We start from the raw sequence: 16,499 nt of genomic DNA on the forward strand, positions 1-16,499 counted from the left end.
TAGCTTAGCGTTATTTCTGAGTAATTAATAAAAATGAACCATAATAACGAGAATATTAACCCAGTACAATGACTTGGGTTTCCCTATTCGATAAGGAAAATAGTACTTTCTACCAATTAATTTCTTCTGTTATGATAAATTTTATTGAGTAGTTATTATTTAAAGGATTAGTACTATGGTTCAAGATGAGTCCAAGAAAAAATCTAAAGGACATATTGTTTTATCGTCACATCCATCCGGACATACTGCTGCACCATTAAAAATTAAATGGGGCGCAGAAAACCCTAAAGAACGAGGTCCGGTAATCGCCTCCCTAACTAATATAAAAAATCGCAATGCGGTTGGTACCCACTCCGGCTCATATTCAGTTTATCGAGCACTTGCTGTCGCAGCTGGGGTATTGGATCCCGAACATGTACCCGATCTAACGGATACAACACCACCCGTAGCTATAGGTCCTCATCCTCAATGGAGCGATACTCAGAAAATCGTCTCACTTGATCCCTGGGGACATCTTGTAGCGAGTGTTTTCGCAGAAGAAATTCATGCAGGATATGATATTCGACCTACAATAGCCGTTACCAAAGCACATATCAATATTCCTGAATTGCATACAGCCATCCAAAAAGGCCGCCTTAAGCCCGATGGAAAAATATTAAAAGAATCCGGAGACGTAGCGGTTACTAAAGTTGCACTGGAGCCTGTGTGGTATTTACCCGGGATAGCGGAACGATTTGGCGTTTCAGAATCACTTTTGCGTCGAACCTTATTTGAACAAACAGCAGGAATGTTCCCTGAACTGGTAACACGCTCTGATTATGATGTTTTTTTACCTCCTATAGGTGGAATGACCGCCTACTTTTTTGGTGATGTAACCACCATCCACGATCCAAAAATTGAGCTTACATGTCGTATTCATGATGAATGCAATGGCTCTGATGTGTTTGGTTCAGATATTTGTACCTGCAGACCCTATTTGGTACATGGAATCGAATTGTCTATTGAGTCCGCACAAAAAGGCGGCGCTGGTTTGATTGTTTATAATCGTAAAGAAGGAAGGGCTCTCGGTGAGGTAACCAAATTTTTAGTTTATAACGCTCGCAAAAGACAAAAAGGTGGCGATACGGCTGCTAAATACTTTGAAAGAACAGAGTGTGTTGCGGGAGTTCAAGACATGCGTTTTCAAGAATTAATGTCAGATGTCTTGCATTGGCTTGGCATTACCAAGATTCATCGTTTCGTCTCCATGTCGAATATGAAATATGATGCATTACTCAAATCTGGAATTCAGGTTGTAGAACGAGTAACCATTCCCGATGAACTCGTTCCTCCTGATGCACAAGTAGAAATGAATGCCAAACGTGCGGCCGGTTATTATTCACCCGATCGGATCGTAGACATTAATGAATTAGCAAGAACTAGAGGACGCGATCTTAATGAGTAATGAACAAGAAACAGCCCACGTGTTAGACACGTTAAAGGATCCGCGGACTATACGTGTGCGCTCACAAGCTATTTTAGAGCGAGTGAAACAAGACAAGTCAGCTTATTTCTCCCTGGATCCGGAAAAAATGACCAGCACCGCTTCTTTTGTTATTGAAGTCATTAAGGATAATTATCCAAATCTTGATATTCCTTATCACAGTCGTTGGCGTCATTTTGAAGCTGGGGGTATTAACCGAATAAAAAAAATGCTGCAACAATTGAACACTTTGTCTGCAGAGGAACAGGGAAAAATCCTTTATGAACTGGTAATCATCAGTGTATTTCTAGATGCCGGCGCCGGGCAATATTGGCACTATAAGGAACCTGAGACAGGGACAGAATATTCCCGTTCAGAAGGCCTTGCCTTAGCAAGCTTATCTCTTTATCAAGAAGGTGTTTTCAGTACCCTCCCAACCGAACCCCTGAGAGTAGATTCCGAGCGTTTATTGACTTTTAATGAAGATGAGTTACGTCATGGATTCCAGGTAAGTTCCGAAAATCCACTAGATGGCCTTTCCGGGAGAGTTGCCTTACTCAATCGACTTGGCGCATTAATACAAAAGGATGAGCATCATTTTGGAAAAGAAAACCGCTTGGGTAACTTTTATACTTATATAAGCTCCTTGGCGGCAAATAACAGACTTACAGCACCTCAAATCTTTCATGAAGTACTCAATACATTTAACGAAATATGGCCAACCAGACTTTCATTTCATGGAGCCCCACTTGGAGATGTGTGGCAATATAATGCTCTAAAAACAAATGATCCAGGCTCAGAATACATTCCATTTCATAAATTATCCCAGTGGCTTACCTACTCCTTGATTGAGCCATTAGAACAAGCAGGAATTACAGTAACTCATTTGGAAGAACTCACTGGTTTACCAGAGTATCGAAATGGTGGTTTACTTATCGATTGTGGTGTACTGCAGATAAAAAATAAAGAAATTCTGGAAAAAGCCATGCCACCTGATTCAGAAATGATCGTGGAGTGGCGAGCATTAACCATTACACTCTTGGATGAATTAGCTGCGTTGATCAGAAAAAAATTGCAAAAAAATGCCCATGAACTCCCTTTGGCTAAAATTTTGCAAGGAGGCACCTGGGAGGCCGGACGACGAATTGCGAAACAAAAACGTCCCCAAGGCACCCCTCCTATCCAAATTATTAGTGATGGTACCGTTTTTTAAATTAAGACAGGATGTATTGTAGACAAAGTGAAGCACAAGCCGTAACGGGTTTCCTAACAAAGATTTCCCGGGTCTTCGTCGCTACACAGGCTACAATTCTTCACATAAAACCGCAGTTTGGAGTTAAAATGAACAATCAACATGTTGTTGTAGTGAGTCACCCGTTAATTCAGCATAAATTAACAATTATGCGCCGAAAAGATACCAGTACTGTCAAATTTCGTACTTTGATGCATGAAATTAGCATGTTACTCGCTTATGAAATCACTCGTGATTTAGAAATCGAATATGAAGAAATCGAAACACCCCTAGCCATGATGCAATCGCCTGTTTTAAAAGGTAAAAAATTGGTTTTTGTTTCAATTTTGCGAGCAGGCAATGGCTTAGTCGATGGAATGTTACAACTTGTACCTACAGCACGAATTGGTCACATTGGTTTGTATCGCGATCCTAAAACGCTAGAAGCTATTGAATATTACATTAAACTTCCAGAGCATACTCGAGATCGCGATGTCATTGTAGTTGACCCTATGTTAGCGACTGGAAATTCAGCAATTGCCGCAGTTAAGGAAATTAAAGCCATTTGTCCCAAATCGATCAAATTTCTCTGTCTGCTTGCCTCGCCTGAAGGAATTGCAGCATTTCATGAAGAACATCCAGAAATTCCCATTTACACGGCAGCAATCGATCAACAACTCAATGAAAAAGGCTATATTATCCCAGGATTGGGAGATGCAGGGGATCGACTTTATGGTACCAAACTGGAATATTAGCCCCTAAAATTAAGTAAATATACATGACACATTCCGTCAACATAAGAGACGATTGTTGAAATTTTAGCTTCGCAGTGTTAATATTGAACACCGTGCTCGGTATTATATAAAGGACGTTTTAATGTCATCAAATGAAACTGCAGGAATACTTTCATCTTTAGCAGCAAATAAAAAGTATTCATTGACAAAACAGGATACCGTCTGGATGCTAAGTCTTTACGGTACTGCTGTAGGCGCTGGAACTCTTTTCCTTCCAATAGATGCAGGACTTAATGGGATCTGGCCCTTGATTATAATGACTGTACTTGCCTTTCCCATGACGTACTTCTCACATCGTGCACTATGCCGTTTTGTTTTATCAGGTTCCTCTACTCAAAATGACATTACCGATGTGGTTGAAGAGCACTTCGGTACTTTTGCAGGAAGAATACTGACAGGTTTGTATTTTTTCGCGATTTATCCCATTTTATTGATGTATAGTGTGGCCATTACCAATACTACTGAAAGTTTTCTTGTGAATCAGTTAGGTTTGTCTGCACCTCCGAGAGCACTTTTAGCCATAATTCTCATTCTTGCTCTTATGGCCATTGTCCGCTTTGGTCAGGAAATAATTGTCAAATCGATGTCCGTAATGGTTTATCCTTTTGCAACCATACTATTATTCTTGTCTATTTATTTAATTCCCAACTGGAATAACGCCATTTTACAACAAGGCAACTCATTACATGCCAACGGTGGTCATGGATTGCTAATGACTCTGTGGTTAGTCATTCCAGTCATGGTATTTTCATTTAATCATTCACCAATTATTTCATCTTTCGCAGTGAATCAAAAAGAACAACATGGTATCGATGCAGACCGCCATAGTACCTCGATTATGCGCTACAGCCATTTACTCATGGTTTTTTCAGTGATGTTCTTTGTATTCAGTTGTGTTTTTAGTCTCTCACCGCAGGATCTTGTGCAAGCAAAACAACAAAACATTTCAATTCTATCTTATCTTGCAAATCATTTTAAAACGCCGCTGATTGCAAGCATCGCTCCTATCATTGCTTTTATTGCAATTTCCAAATCGTTTCTTGGCCATTATTTAGGAGCTAAAGAAGGCCTTAGCAGTATAATTGTCAATTTGCTAAAGCCAAAAGGAAAAAAAATAAGCCCATGCAAGTTACAACGAATCATAGAAATTTTTATGGTCCTGACCTGCTGGCTTGTAGCTACAATCAATCCCAACATCTTAAAAATGATAGAAACTCTGGGTGGGCCAGTTATTGCTATCCTGCTATTTATTATGCCTATGTATGCAACAGCCAAAATTCCAGCAATGAAAAAATATCGCACACATGTTGTAAGCAATGTATTTACAACAATCATGGGCATTATCTCTATTTCAGCCATAGTATATGGCTTGCTGTAAAAATGGATCCTAGCCTGCGTGCAACATAACCAGACACAGGCTAAGTTGCGCCCAGCTCCTATTTTCATTCCTACGAAAATATGAAACAATTTATATCAATTTCATTCAATACTATTTTCGATGCACGTTGAATTTCACCATGTACCTATAGAAAACATTCAAGCGGGACAATATCAGCCCAGACAAGATTTTAATGACATCGCATTAAAAGAACTCGCCCAATCGATTGTATCTCAGGGTTTGATTGAACCCTTGATCGTAAGATCAATAGCAAAACAACGTTATGAAATTATTGCTGGAGAAAGAAGATGGCGCGCTGCAAAAATAGCAGGATTGCAAACAGTGCCTTGCCTGATAGGAGATTATAGTGACAAACAAGCATGCGCTCTCACTTTAATTGAAAATATTCAACGAGAAGATTTAAATTTGATTGAAGAAGCAAGCGCTTATCGGCGTTTGGTTGATGAATTTAATTATCATCAAGATGAAATTGCTACTTTAGTTGGAAAATCACGTAGTCATGTTGCCAATATTATTCGTCTACTTAGTTTAAGTGAAAAAGTAAAAAATTTAATTCGGGATAAAATGTTATCTTTGGGACATGCGCGAGTCCTCGTAGGACTAAGTCCAGCGCAACAAGAATACTTAGCCCAGCAAACTATAGAGCAACAATGGTCTGTGAGACAGTTAGAACACGCGGTTAAAATGCAAAAAAACAAAGAATCTTCTCCTCACCAAAATGCTAAAAAAGATCGAGACATAGAGCGATTGCAAACGGTATTGGCAGAGCAAGTGGGGGCTCCTGTACAAATAATAAACGACAATGGTGATGGAGGGTGGTTACAAGTTAAATTTTTTGATAATGATACCCTTGCAGGACTTTTGGAGCGATTGGGCTTGCGATATGATTAGACCATGTTTATCAACCCTCTCTTCAGCATATGGTAAAGCAAAAGGAACAACATCGATGAAAAGGAGCTTAACTGGCACAGTTTTAATGGCATTATCAGCGCTGTCAAATGGTGCCAGTATCCAAAGCGAGGTGGATAAGTTAGTTAACCGTATTAATCCAAATGTTAATCTCGGAATTGTCGTACTTGACCTAACCTCTGGTCAAACTCTATACCGCCGCAATGCCGAACGGTTGTATATCCCTGCAAGTAATATGAAGCTTTTTTCGGAAGCAGCTGCTTTAATGGTGCTTGGGCCAGATTATCGCTTTAAAAATCAATTAAATGTGAGTGCTGGTAAAATTGAACAAGGAGTGCTCCAAGGAAACGTTTATGTGCAACTAAGTGGAGATCCTTCATTTAGCCGCAATGATTTAAACATGCTACTTTCTTCCCTGAAAGAATGGAATATCAATACCATCCAGGGTAATGTATACATCGATAGCAGTTTTTCCGGAGTCGATCCCTATCCACCTGGTTGGCTAACTACAGATTTATCCTACAGCTATGGTGCCCCCAATGCCCCAGTTATGGTTGACTCTAATCGTTTGACTGTTACTGTAAACCCTGGAGCTCAGACTGGAGATCCAGCAATCGTTGAAGCAGATGACGGTGGTGGCGCCATCACATTAAATAACCTGGCTACAACTAAAGCCAATGCCAAAGGCTGTGGTGTAGGGTTTAGTCTAGATCAAAACAATCATTTAACTGTTCGTGGTTGCGTCGGAGTGGGACAGTGGGCAGTACAACAACGTTTGGCTATAAAAAACCCTTTAATGTATGCTCAAGCCATGATCAAAAACCAATTGATAAAAGCCAATATCCAACTCAATGGTCAAGTGCAATTAGGTAAAACTCCAGCGGGTTCTTTATTAATTGCAACCCAATACTCTAAACCCGTATCGCAATTGATGGCAGATACATTAAAACCCTCTGATAATCTCTACGCGGACAGCCTTTATTTACATGCTGCGGAAAAACTCAAAGGAGCTCCTGTCAACTGGCGAGGAGCAGAGCCCTTGATCAAAAACTTTTTACAATCCCAAACAGGAATCGATTTTTCCAATGCAATTTTTACTGATGGGTCAGGCCTATCACGCTACAGCTTGGTAACCCCTGAGCAAACCATATCACTACTAAAATTTTTATATCAACGTTTTCCATTATCTTATGAATACATATCCGCACTACCTATTTCTGGACGTGATGGAACCTTGCAAAAAAGATTCCGTATTCCGATACAACAAGGTTTTGTGCGTGCTAAAACGGGTACCATGACCGGGATAAACAGTCTTTCAGGCTATTTATATACGGCCAATGGTCATACTTTGGCTTTTGCAATGTATGTCAACAGACAACCTGGAAAAGCGTCTGGCCCCGGACGTCCTGTATTGGATGCAATTATTACTTATTTTCTACAGAAAAACCCGGAAAGCAGTCGTTTAAGTCGCGTTTTTTCACCACATCAACGCATTAGTTTTCAATTGAATCCTACTCAAGCTGAAAAACAAAAAGTACATCAAGCTCGATGGAGACGTTTGGAGTCTGCAATACGAACTGCGCTGAGAGGACAATCTGTTAACATAATCTATCGAGGCAATGAGCTTATCGTAAATGATAACCAAGCGGATCCAGGAAAAGTATGGTCAACATTGCAATCTGTAGTAAAAAAATATCCTTTTGCAGTAATGCTGTCTTCCAAGACGCTACCGATTAATTCTTCTGGTAGCCCTGCTCTACTCTGGATACAGGCACCCGATACATCCAATCAAACTCAAAGAATATGGAGCATTCGGGAAGCAGCCTAGAAATGAATCATTGTGACATGCAACGAAACTTGGGAAGAGCACAAAATTTCTGAGTTTCGTTACCCTCACCCAACCTAAATGATTTAATATAGCCAATATCCCTGAATAAATTACAATGGAGATTCAATTGAACTCACTAGTTCAAATTATTCTACTGATTTTTTGTTTCTTTCATTCTGTATATGCAGCACCCAGCTTTTTAACCATTAGTGATATTCATTACGGCAGTAATAATCTATCTCGTGACGGAGAAGATACCGGTATAGAATTTTTGAAAATTACCATGAAAGAATATGAAAAATTGAGCAAAAAAGTAGATTTCATTCTTTGCTTGGGCGATTTACCCACTCATTCTTTATTTAATACACCTAAAAAGGGAGAGTTTGAAAAAACTGTATTTGACGAATTATATGAAAACGATAAGGAACTGAAACCTATATTTTATATTGCAGGCAACAATGACTCGTTATTAGGCAATTACCAACCATTCCAATCAAATGGCGTTTCCCCGTTAAATTTTGCTACGGACTGGGATGGGGCTTGTGCTCATTGCAAAGGCTTAATTATTGATGGCAGTCACATGTATCAAGATGGATATTATTCCAGTTATGTAATCCCTGGTAACAAGAAAATTATTTTGATTGCCTTAAATGCAACTCAGTGGACAAGAACCCCTATCCTCTCACAGTATCCTAATCAGGAACATGATGCATTAGTCCAGCTTGCTTGGCTGAATCAGCAATTAAAAAAACATCACGCCAAACAACTATTAATTGCTATGCATGAACCACCAGGAAATTCATATCGCGGGGAGCCGATTTGGCATAAACCCTACCTTCAGGAATTTATAAAAATATTAAACAACAACAAAAAATCATATGGAGAAATTACCCTGATCACATCCCACACCCACATGGATGAGTTCAGAAAAATCCATTTAAAGGGCGACAGTAACATATATGCTTATTCTACTCCATCTGTCAGCCGCATCCATCATAATTACCCAGGTATGAAAATATTTAGCATGAGTAATAATCTGCAAATAGAAAACTTTACTACTTATTATACAAGTGACTTAAACAGTTGGAAAAATCAGCGCTATCAGGCACTCAACTCTCCTGCAGCGATTTTTCCGCATTGTCACCAAACACTATCTCAATGCCTCAATAAATTAAATACCGAACAAGTATGCAATTATTTAGAGAAAGGTTTGTTTTATGGAGTCAAAAGTCCGAAGGTACCCAACCAGGAATGCAATAAAATATATAAAGTATCCTAATTGACAAATTGATAAATCAACTCTAACTTTGATCCGTTATCATTAAAGGACTAAATTATGAAAGCACTTTATACAGCAACAGCACGTACGCATGGTGGCCGAAATGGTCATATTGAAACCTCCGACGGATTATTAAGATTGGATCTCGCCAAACCCAAGGAATTAGGTGGCCAAGGCGGCGGCACAAATCCAGAAGAATTATTTGCTGCAGGTTATGCCGCATGCTTTGAAAGTGCCATGCGCCATGTTGCCAATTTACAGAAAATTTCTCTGCAAGATGTCTCAATTCTTTCTCAGGTCTCTTTGTACCCCACAGCAGAAAAAGGATTTAAGCTTGGGGTTGAAATGCATACTCATATTACAGGCTTAAACCAAAAAGAGGCAGAAGCATTAGTAGCTAAAGCCCATGAAATTTGCCCTTATTCTAATGCAATTCGTGGCAATGTCGATGTGGAATTTAAAATAAGCGCAGAATAAAACATCGTGCCTGGATGGAGCGAAGATTATCTAAGATTTAAGATTATACAAGCCTTGAAATTCCCCGGGTTTTGCTGAGCGCACCCGGGGATAAGATTTATATTCCAATCATATTGCAGGCTGCATATGACTCATATTTTCTATAACCACCCTACTTAGTTCGTTAATATAGTCTTCTGGATAAATCGTTTTCTTACATGCAAAAAAATCAAAAAGTAAACTATTACGCTTTATTATTTTCATATTCTCAGCATCTTGAGTAAATCTTTTAATAAAAGCATCAATCTCCTGTAAATTCCCACTTTGACACTGCAAATTAAAAATAAACTGCTTTAATAGCTCACCTCGTTCACGACGAGATGCACAAAATGATTGTTCCAAGCCGATTGCACTTCTATGGAGGTTATTTATTATTTTTACTACATCCGGAGGTAAATGGGCATAAGGTGCCGATGAAAATTGAGGTGTGACATCTTCTGCAGATTTACAGCATTTTCGTACTGACTCAGGAGGAATGAATTGAAAAATCGCATTGTATGCCTCTTTAAATTGTACTGCTAACCAAGTATGCGTATCCATAGTAGGATGTATATCATCCCAAAACATATAACCATCTGCTGGTGAAATATGCTCTTTTTGATTCATTGGATTTTTTTGACTTTGTTTAAATTGCTCAGAATCAATATATGGAGTGACTAACTTACTTTTATCGAAACCATACTCTTCACAATGAGTATAGATTTTTTCAAATTGCGTGCTGACATCAAAAACCGAAAGATTCAGAGGAGTATTTAAGTCCTGATATTTTTCAATAAATTGCTGTACCTTAGCTGCCAATCGCTTATTAAAATACACCGAGCACTTTGCAGCATTTTCTTGCTCCTTAATAGTTTTATTCTTAAATCTTGGAGTTAAAGACAGATCGGGTAGATTCAACAAAACAAAATTTCGATACCCCTGTTGAATCAAGACCTCAAGATTCTCCATTCGTGCATCGATTGCATTATCCACTTCAAGAAAAGTAGGTTCAGAATTCACTGTAAGTAAATCATTAGCACCAGACCACTCAATGATTAAGGTTTCCGCTTTTTCTTGGTTACTGATGTTATACTTTTTATCATCTGCGATGAGTAGTTTTCGTTTTTCTTCTAAATGAGCGACGATTAATCGAGCTACTTCATCCTTAGGATTAAGAGTGAATTGTGTCTTGTAATCATACGATGTCAATCCTGCTTCACAATAGAATCGGGCAAACCGGGTTCCTTTATATAAAATATGTTTGTCATTATTCAGACTAAATGCTTTTTCATTTTTTCTTCGTACGTGTAAATCATCCGTTAAAATAGCATCCGCCACATCTGCATTTCCCCAAGCATCATGAGCGAGTTTAAGTTTTCTTCGTGCTTCATCTAGTTCAAATTGCTCGATAATCGCTGTAATATAGTAATCACCCCAAACAAATCCATTAGTAAAACGCCCTCTAGGCGCGTCAAAACCAACCTCATAAAGCTCACCCAAAGGAATAAATCCGAACAGCATGCGTTTATCAAAGGTACTTCTATCCGATAAACTATCTCCCAAAACAACGATACGACGAATTTTAATAACAGATGCTGGCATATTAATCTCCTCATTAAAGATCATTGACCAAAATATCTGTTCCTATTGCAGAAAAACCAGGATAAGTTTCAGTTGTAACTCAAAATCTCCTAAACCTAATCCCGATCATGTTCAAGGAAGAGATCCAAAATAATTGATTACAAATTTTTCAAAAGGTAATTCAGTATCGAAAGCTGTATTTGTACTACTTATCTATACAAATCAGTTTAAAAATATAGGCAGCAAAAACAAGACACTGGAAAAACTTCCCAATGAGGCAAACATTTATTAGGAATTTTATATTGGTTGGTTGGACGGTTCCTGATAATATAAACTTATTTTTCAAAAATTGTCTATGAAAAACAAACAATTTGATCTTATCGTACTTGGTGGGGGCAGTGGCGGCATCGCAAGTGCTGTGCGCGCTGCCAAACATGGTGCCAAGGTAGCTGTAGTAGAACCCAGCTATTTGGGTGGTACCTGTGTCAATTTAGGTTGTGTCCCCAAAAAAATTATGTTCAATGCGTCCATGATTAATGAAATGATACATCATGCACCTGAATATGGTTTTTCTCATGCAGCAACAACATTTGATTGGAATACTCTAGTTAATAAACGCAATGCCTATATAGAACGACTCAGGGAAAATTATGCAAACCGTTTTACCCAATTTAACATCACTTTGATTCAGGGTGCTGGTGCTTTTCACGATGTACACTCAATCCGTGTAAATGACGCACTATATCAGGCTCAGCATATCATCATTGCAACAGGTGGCGAACCATCTCTACCAATGATTCATGGAATTCAGCATGCAATCGATTCGGATGGTTTCTTTGCCTTGACCAAGCAACCTGAAAAAGTAGCAATCATTGGTAGTGGGTACATCGGAGTGGAACTGGCAGGAGTATTAAACAGTCTAGGAAGTGAAACACATCTCTTAATGAGAGGCACACGACCTTTATCCCGCTTTGATAATGTCCTAGGTGATACCTTAATGGAGGTCATGCAACAACAAGGTATTCATCTCCACACAAATCATAAAGCAAAAGAAATAAACTTACATAGTGATGGCAGAAAATCTATTGTATGTACCAGTGGATCAATTATTCAGGACATAGACGTCATTATTGCCGCCGCGGGAAGAAAACCCCGAACATCTGGGTTAAACCTGGAAAAAGTAAACGTTGCCATTGATGAACAAGGTTTGGTTTTAGTCGATGCTTTTCAAAACACCAGTACTCAAGGGATCTATGCCTTAGGTGATGTGACCAATGCACCAGCTCTTACCCCTGTAGCAATCGCTGCAGGCCGTCGTTTAGCAGATCGTCTATTTGGCCAACAACCCGAAGCATGTCTAGACTATGAGAATATCAGCACCGTAATCTTCAGTCACCCCCCAATAGGCACAGTCGGTCTGAGTGAACAGGAGGCTATTGAACGATACGGTAAAGAGCAAATTAGAATCTATCAAACTCGTTTTAATCCAATGTTTGAAGCATTCGCTAAACAAAAAATACCCACCGTGATGAAATTAGTTACTCTCGGTAAAGAAGAAAAAATAATTGGTTTGCATGTCATTGGATTGGCTGCTGATGAAATGCTGCAAGGCTTTGGTGTGGCAATAAAAATGGGTGCCTGTAAAAAAGATTTTGATAATACAGTTGCAATTCATCCCACAAGTGCAGAAGAATTTGTAACGATGGTTTAATTATATGAATGATGCTATTCGCAGTTTTCAAGGTAAATCACCTTCATTAGGCCAAAGAGTCTACATTGATCCCAAATCAGTAGTCATTGGCGATGTATCTCTAGGTAACGATGTATCCGTTTGGCCCATGGCTGTTTTACGGGGGGATGTGAACTCAATTAAAATAGGTAATTCCTGCAGTATTCAAGATGGGGCTATTTTGCATGTTACCCATGATGGCCCCTATACATCAGGGGGACAGCCGTTAATTTTAGGCCAGGGAATCACCATTGGACATCAAGCAGTACTACATGGTTGTATCATTGATGATTTTTGTCTCATTGGCATGGGAGCATTAATTTTAGATGCAGTCCACATCCCCCATCACGTGATGGTTGGTGCAGGTTCTTTAGTCGCTCCTGGAAAAGTACTGGAAAGTGGTTACCTATACCTTGGAAATCCAGCTAAAGCAGTTAGAAAATTAACCGAACAAGAACTTGAGATGTTAGAGTATTCAGCACAACATTATGTGCGTCTTAAAGATAAGCATTTGGCATCATTATAGTATTGTAACCTGATAATGCGACATGAAGTCCTTAATCAGGTTGTTATACCCCTAAAATCGAGTTCTGTCTCACGCCCTCCGGCTACAATATCCAAAACTTCAAAAATAATAGAGTCTTATATTAATTACATTTTTTGTTCCTCCCTTCAGCGTATTCTCATCGCAGGAATTTGTTTAGAAATTTAATCTAATATAAAAGAAAAGATTATGGATAAGATGCAATGACTCAAACGCCGTTAGAAGCGGAAATATTAAAAACTGAAAAATTAAGAACTACAATTTTAGCTGTTGTTTTCAGTTTATTATCCTTCATGTGGATAATATTTATTATTCATTCCCCCGAAATTTTCTTTCGAATTGTGAATATATCAGCCTTACTTTTGCCAGGTTATTTAGCTTGTGTAGCCCTCTATTTTCTATTGATGCACAGAGTTATTTGTTGGCACATCAATCATAAGAAAAATCTGTCTATTGTTTTACGTTATTTAAATGCCTTTATTGAAATGAGTGTTCCAACATTGGGGCTAACTATTGCCACAACTTTTCAAACACCGTTGTACGTGCTTTTAATGCCACCTGTTTTACTTTATTTCATTTTCATCATTCTTTCGTCATTAACACTGAATGAATGGATTTGCCGATTTTCTGGATTAATTGGAGCTCTTGAATATTGGGGACTTTCCTATTATGTTCTAAATTTCACAAGCATCGAACACATTGATTACTACTTAGTAGCATGGTTTGCTTTTGCTGCCCGCGGAGTCATGATATTAATCGTAGGAGTAGCTACTGGTTTTGTCACTACTCAAATTAAAAAGCAGCTTCATACAGCTTTTGATGCCCAAAAAGAACGGGAAAGAATTGAAGATATTTTTGGTCAGCATGTTTCACCTGAAGTGGTAGCCAAATTGCTATCAAAAGATGCCAATTCAAGCGAATATATACCTGTTTGTATCATGTTTTTAGATATAAGAAATTTCACTCATTTTACTGAACAAAATGAACCATCTGTTGTTGTTAATTACCTCAATAATCTTTTTAAATACACCGTAAAAATCATCCATGATAATAAAGGAATTATCAATAAATTTTTAGGTGACGGCTTTATGGCTGTATTTGGCGCTCCTTTGTCGAGTGGCAATGATGTAGCTAATGCAGTAAATGCAGCGTTGGAGATCATGAAACGTACTGAAGAAGAAGTGAAAAAAGGAAACCTTCCTGATCTAAAATTAGGAGTAGGATTGCATTTTGGTTATGCAGTAACAGGCACTATTGGAACAAAAAAAAGACAGGAGTATACAATTATAGGAGATGTTGTAAATTCAGCGGCTCATATAGAACAGCTCAATAAAACATATAACTCCAGTATTCTTATCTCTGAAGATGCAATTAAGAAGTTACCTGAGCTTAAGGCTGAATTGGTTGGCAATGTCATATTGAAACATCGTGATAAACCCATTAAATTATACCGATTAGCTTGAGCTTTGGTGTTCCATTATAGTGTCGTACAAATAGGCACACATAAATTAGGAAGATAGTCAGATCCATGCATAGATCCGTCCTATCCTCCTAACTGATAAAGCGGTTTAAATTCATGGAGTAGGAGGTGTCGGTGGCATCGAGTCTTTAGGCGCTACTTTATTTGGCTGTTTCATGAGGCCATGTGTACTTAGCAATTTGCCATTATTCACTTTTGTTGCATCTTCTGAATCTAGGGTCTGCTCATACTGATCGAGTTCTTGTTCCATTTGCTTTATAAGAAGTTGCAAGCGAGCCTCTTTCTCCGCCAACTCTGACTGCATTAACTTAACATCTTCAATACCATTTTCTAGAGTAATGAGTCGTTCTTTAATTTTCATTTGTTTTCCCTACATATTTTTAAAAATCAGTTTTCATACCCAAAATATTCATGGACTTAGTATCCAGCCTAAATTCGGGGAATAATAACAATTAACGAACCATAACTCGAGTCACTTCAGAAATATTCATTACTAAATCTTCTGTATATGCACTAGAAGGGGTTTGAAAACCAACTGGAGCATTTCCTGAGAGAACATTTTGGATAATCATAACTGTAGATAAAGCAGTTAGTGTATAGCCATTTGGCGTAGTCATTAAGGCAGCTTTTTTTTCTCCTGAATCATTAACTACTTCACCATAGATTGTTACAACAGAGTTCTTTCGTTGTTCCTCAGTAGGCCCGGCAGGTAACTGAGTAATTTTACGCGTTATATACTTTTTAATTAAAGACCAACTCAAAAGCCATTTAAACGAATTAATAACGTTTTTAAATCGAATTACTTTTCTAGGTAAAGCCATATAAGTTTCTATATGTGGAATTTGTGTAGACCACCATGCTGACGCCAAGTCACCCCATGAAATCGTGGCACATAGCATCCTCTTTGAGGTACCGAAATCAAAAGAATGAGTTTTCCAACAAAAAGAAACTTTTTTTAAAGTTCCATCATCTCGAATCAGAGTTCCTTCAGGAATATCTTCTATCATTGTTTTGGCAGTACCATGAGAGATACTTAAACCTGCGTTTTCATTAAATGCGGCAATAGCCAGTAGTAATCGACTTGCATCTGGCAAACAACGTTTCAAATAAGCAGCCAAACAGTCGCTAGGAACCACATCAAAGCCACAACCAGGTAATAGCATAATCCCTTCCATCAGCGCACGTTCATTCATCGCCATAAGTCCTTCTATTACCATGACCTCGCCGGTGATATCCAAATAATGAGTCTTTACTGCAAGACAAGCCAAGGCCATATTTTTATAGGTATGCTTGAATGGACCGGCACAATGGATTACGGCAATAAGATCGCGCAGCGCTTTTTTAGTTTGTTCTAGATCATTAACATCAAAAACCCTATATTCCAAATTCAAAGCGGCGGCTTGTGACTTTAATTTTTCTTCATCTCTACCTGCTAATATCGGCTTTAATCCTTGCTGTACGCTTAATTGAGCGATCAAGTTACCGGTATATCCATAGGAGCCATAAATTAGAAAATTTTTCTTTATCATAAGATGCCTGAATATTTTTTTATCCAGTGTATCTCGAGAATTGTCATTTATCGAGGCCCAAGCTCCTGAAAACGCTTAGGAAATAAAAAAATTTTGGGAACTAGTTAAGAGATTAGATTTAAATTCTACAAACATGGAAGATAAAAACCCCATCCATCCGTGAAGAGTCTATTTCTATGGAATGTACTCGTTGGCCAGTGAGAGGAATTCTCATTCATCACCGGTAGAGCGATCGATTT

At 38.5% G+C, this 16,499-nt stretch carries 14 protein-coding genes; 11 read left to right on the forward strand and 3 right to left on the reverse strand.

Annotation, left to right across the window (positions count from 1 at the left end; all coding sequences use genetic code 11):
• Window positions 1-175: 175 nt before the first annotated feature.
• The 8 genes from BW930_RS10615 (at window position 176) to BW930_RS10650 (ending at window position 9,379) form a co-directional block, all read left to right on the forward strand.
• On the forward strand, window positions 176-1,444 hold the full coding sequence (locus tag BW930_RS10615; RefSeq protein WP_058467173.1) for a GTP cyclohydrolase II: 1,269 nt from the start codon (window positions 176-178) through the stop codon (window positions 1,442-1,444).
• Window positions 1,437-2,675, forward strand: a complete 1,239-nt coding sequence (locus tag BW930_RS10620) for a URC4/urg3 family protein (protein WP_058467174.1) — start codon at window positions 1,437-1,439, stop codon at window positions 2,673-2,675. Before BW930_RS10615 ends, BW930_RS10620 begins: the two co-directional genes overlap by 8 nt.
• A gap of 128 nt (window positions 2,676-2,803) precedes the next feature.
• On the forward strand, window positions 2,804-3,448 hold the full coding sequence (gene upp, locus BW930_RS10625) for a uracil phosphoribosyltransferase (RefSeq protein ID WP_058467175.1): 645 nt from the start codon (window positions 2,804-2,806) through the stop codon (window positions 3,446-3,448).
• 121 nt (window positions 3,449-3,569) lie between these two features.
• Entirely contained in the window at window positions 3,570-4,865 is a 1,296-nt protein-coding gene (locus tag BW930_RS10630; protein ID WP_058467176.1) for a serine/threonine transporter, read from the forward strand.
• A gap of 120 nt (window positions 4,866-4,985) precedes the next feature.
• Window positions 4,986-5,777: a ParB/RepB/Spo0J family partition protein gene (locus BW930_RS10635; protein WP_058467177.1), complete on the forward strand. Its 792-nt coding sequence runs from the start codon at window positions 4,986-4,988 to the stop codon at window positions 5,775-5,777.
• A gap of 55 nt (window positions 5,778-5,832) precedes the next feature.
• Window positions 5,833-7,623, forward strand: coding sequence for a D-alanyl-D-alanine carboxypeptidase/D-alanyl-D-alanine endopeptidase (gene dacB / locus BW930_RS10640; RefSeq protein WP_058467271.1), 1,791 nt, complete (start codon window positions 5,833-5,835; stop codon window positions 7,621-7,623).
• 127 nt (window positions 7,624-7,750) lie between these two features.
• Window positions 7,751-8,902, forward strand: a complete 1,152-nt coding sequence (locus tag BW930_RS10645; protein WP_058467272.1) for a metallophosphoesterase — start codon at window positions 7,751-7,753, stop codon at window positions 8,900-8,902.
• Window positions 8,903-8,959: 57 nt separating this feature from the next.
• Window positions 8,960-9,379 (forward strand): organic hydroperoxide resistance protein, encoded by a 420-nt coding sequence (locus BW930_RS10650; RefSeq protein ID WP_058467178.1) that lies wholly within the window; start codon window positions 8,960-8,962, stop codon window positions 9,377-9,379.
• Window positions 9,380-9,487: 108 nt separating this feature from the next.
• Here the strand turns inward: BW930_RS10650 and BW930_RS10655 are convergent, their stop codons facing one another.
• Window positions 9,488-10,999 (reverse strand): SGNH/GDSL hydrolase family protein, encoded by a 1,512-nt coding sequence (locus tag BW930_RS10655; RefSeq protein WP_058467179.1) that lies wholly within the window; start codon window positions 10,997-10,999, stop codon window positions 9,488-9,490.
• A 334-nt stretch (window positions 11,000-11,333) separates the two neighbouring features.
• Here BW930_RS10655 and gorA point away from each other — a divergent pair, with 334 nt between their 5' ends.
• The 3 genes from gorA to BW930_RS10670 all read left to right on the forward strand — a co-directional run bounded on the left by gorA (window position 11,334) and on the right by BW930_RS10670 (window position 14,714).
• Window positions 11,334-12,689, forward strand: a complete 1,356-nt coding sequence (gene gorA / locus BW930_RS10660; RefSeq protein WP_058467180.1) for a glutathione-disulfide reductase — start codon at window positions 11,334-11,336, stop codon at window positions 12,687-12,689.
• Window positions 12,690-12,693: 4 nt separating this feature from the next.
• Complete coding sequence (locus tag BW930_RS10665; RefSeq protein ID WP_058467181.1) at window positions 12,694-13,233, forward strand: gamma carbonic anhydrase family protein; 540 nt, start codon at window positions 12,694-12,696, stop codon at window positions 13,231-13,233.
• A gap of 221 nt (window positions 13,234-13,454) precedes the next feature.
• The gene (locus BW930_RS10670) at window positions 13,455-14,714 is read left to right on the forward strand and encodes an adenylate/guanylate cyclase domain-containing protein (protein ID WP_058467182.1); all 1,260 of its coding nucleotides are present in this window, start codon (window positions 13,455-13,457) and stop codon (window positions 14,712-14,714) included.
• A gap of 111 nt (window positions 14,715-14,825) precedes the next feature.
• Here the strand turns inward: BW930_RS10670 and BW930_RS10675 are convergent, their stop codons facing one another.
• Window positions 14,826-15,092 (reverse strand): hypothetical protein, encoded by a 267-nt coding sequence (locus tag BW930_RS10675; protein WP_058467183.1) that lies wholly within the window; start codon window positions 15,090-15,092, stop codon window positions 14,826-14,828.
• Window positions 15,093-15,183: 91 nt separating this feature from the next.
• On the reverse strand, window positions 15,184-16,260 hold the full coding sequence (locus BW930_RS10680) for a saccharopine dehydrogenase family protein (RefSeq protein ID WP_238587828.1): 1,077 nt from the start codon (window positions 16,258-16,260) through the stop codon (window positions 15,184-15,186).
• Between the last annotated feature and the right edge of the window lie 239 nt (window positions 16,261-16,499).

The sequence above is a fragment of the Fluoribacter gormanii genome, from assembly GCF_900156395.1.
Lineage (GTDB): Bacteria > Pseudomonadota > Gammaproteobacteria > Legionellales > Legionellaceae > Legionella > Legionella gormanii.

Bases quoted from the DNA above. Each gene is read 5' to 3' on its own strand.
- BW930_RS10615 (WP_058467173.1), top strand. From the start codon at position 176: ATGGTTCAAGATGAGTCCAAGAAAAAATCTAAAGGACATATTGTTTTA.
- BW930_RS10620 (WP_058467174.1), top strand. From the start codon at position 1,437: ATGAGTAATGAACAAGAAACAGCCCACGTGTTAGACACGTTAAAGGAT.
- upp (WP_058467175.1), top strand. From the start codon at position 2,804: ATGAACAATCAACATGTTGTTGTAGTGAGTCACCCGTTAATTCAGCAT.
- BW930_RS10630 (WP_058467176.1), top strand. From the start codon at position 3,570: ATGTCATCAAATGAAACTGCAGGAATACTTTCATCTTTAGCAGCAAAT.
- BW930_RS10635 (WP_058467177.1), top strand. From the start codon at position 4,986: ATGCACGTTGAATTTCACCATGTACCTATAGAAAACATTCAAGCGGGA.
- dacB (WP_058467271.1), top strand. From the start codon at position 5,833: ATGAAAAGGAGCTTAACTGGCACAGTTTTAATGGCATTATCAGCGCTG.
- BW930_RS10650 (WP_058467178.1), top strand. From the start codon at position 8,960: ATGAAAGCACTTTATACAGCAACAGCACGTACGCATGGTGGCCGAAAT.
- BW930_RS10655 (WP_058467179.1), bottom strand. From the start codon at position 10,999: ATGCCAGCATCTGTTATTAAAATTCGTCGTATCGTTGTTTTGGGAGAT.
- gorA (WP_058467180.1), top strand. From the start codon at position 11,334: ATGAAAAACAAACAATTTGATCTTATCGTACTTGGTGGGGGCAGTGGC.
- BW930_RS10665 (WP_058467181.1), top strand. From the start codon at position 12,694: ATGAATGATGCTATTCGCAGTTTTCAAGGTAAATCACCTTCATTAGGC.
- BW930_RS10670 (WP_058467182.1), top strand. From the start codon at position 13,455: ATGACTCAAACGCCGTTAGAAGCGGAAATATTAAAAACTGAAAAATTA.
- BW930_RS10675 (WP_058467183.1), bottom strand. From the start codon at position 15,092: ATGAAAATTAAAGAACGACTCATTACTCTAGAAAATGGTATTGAAGAT.
- BW930_RS10680 (WP_238587828.1), bottom strand. From the start codon at position 16,260: ATGATAAAGAAAAATTTTCTAATTTATGGCTCCTATGGATATACCGGT.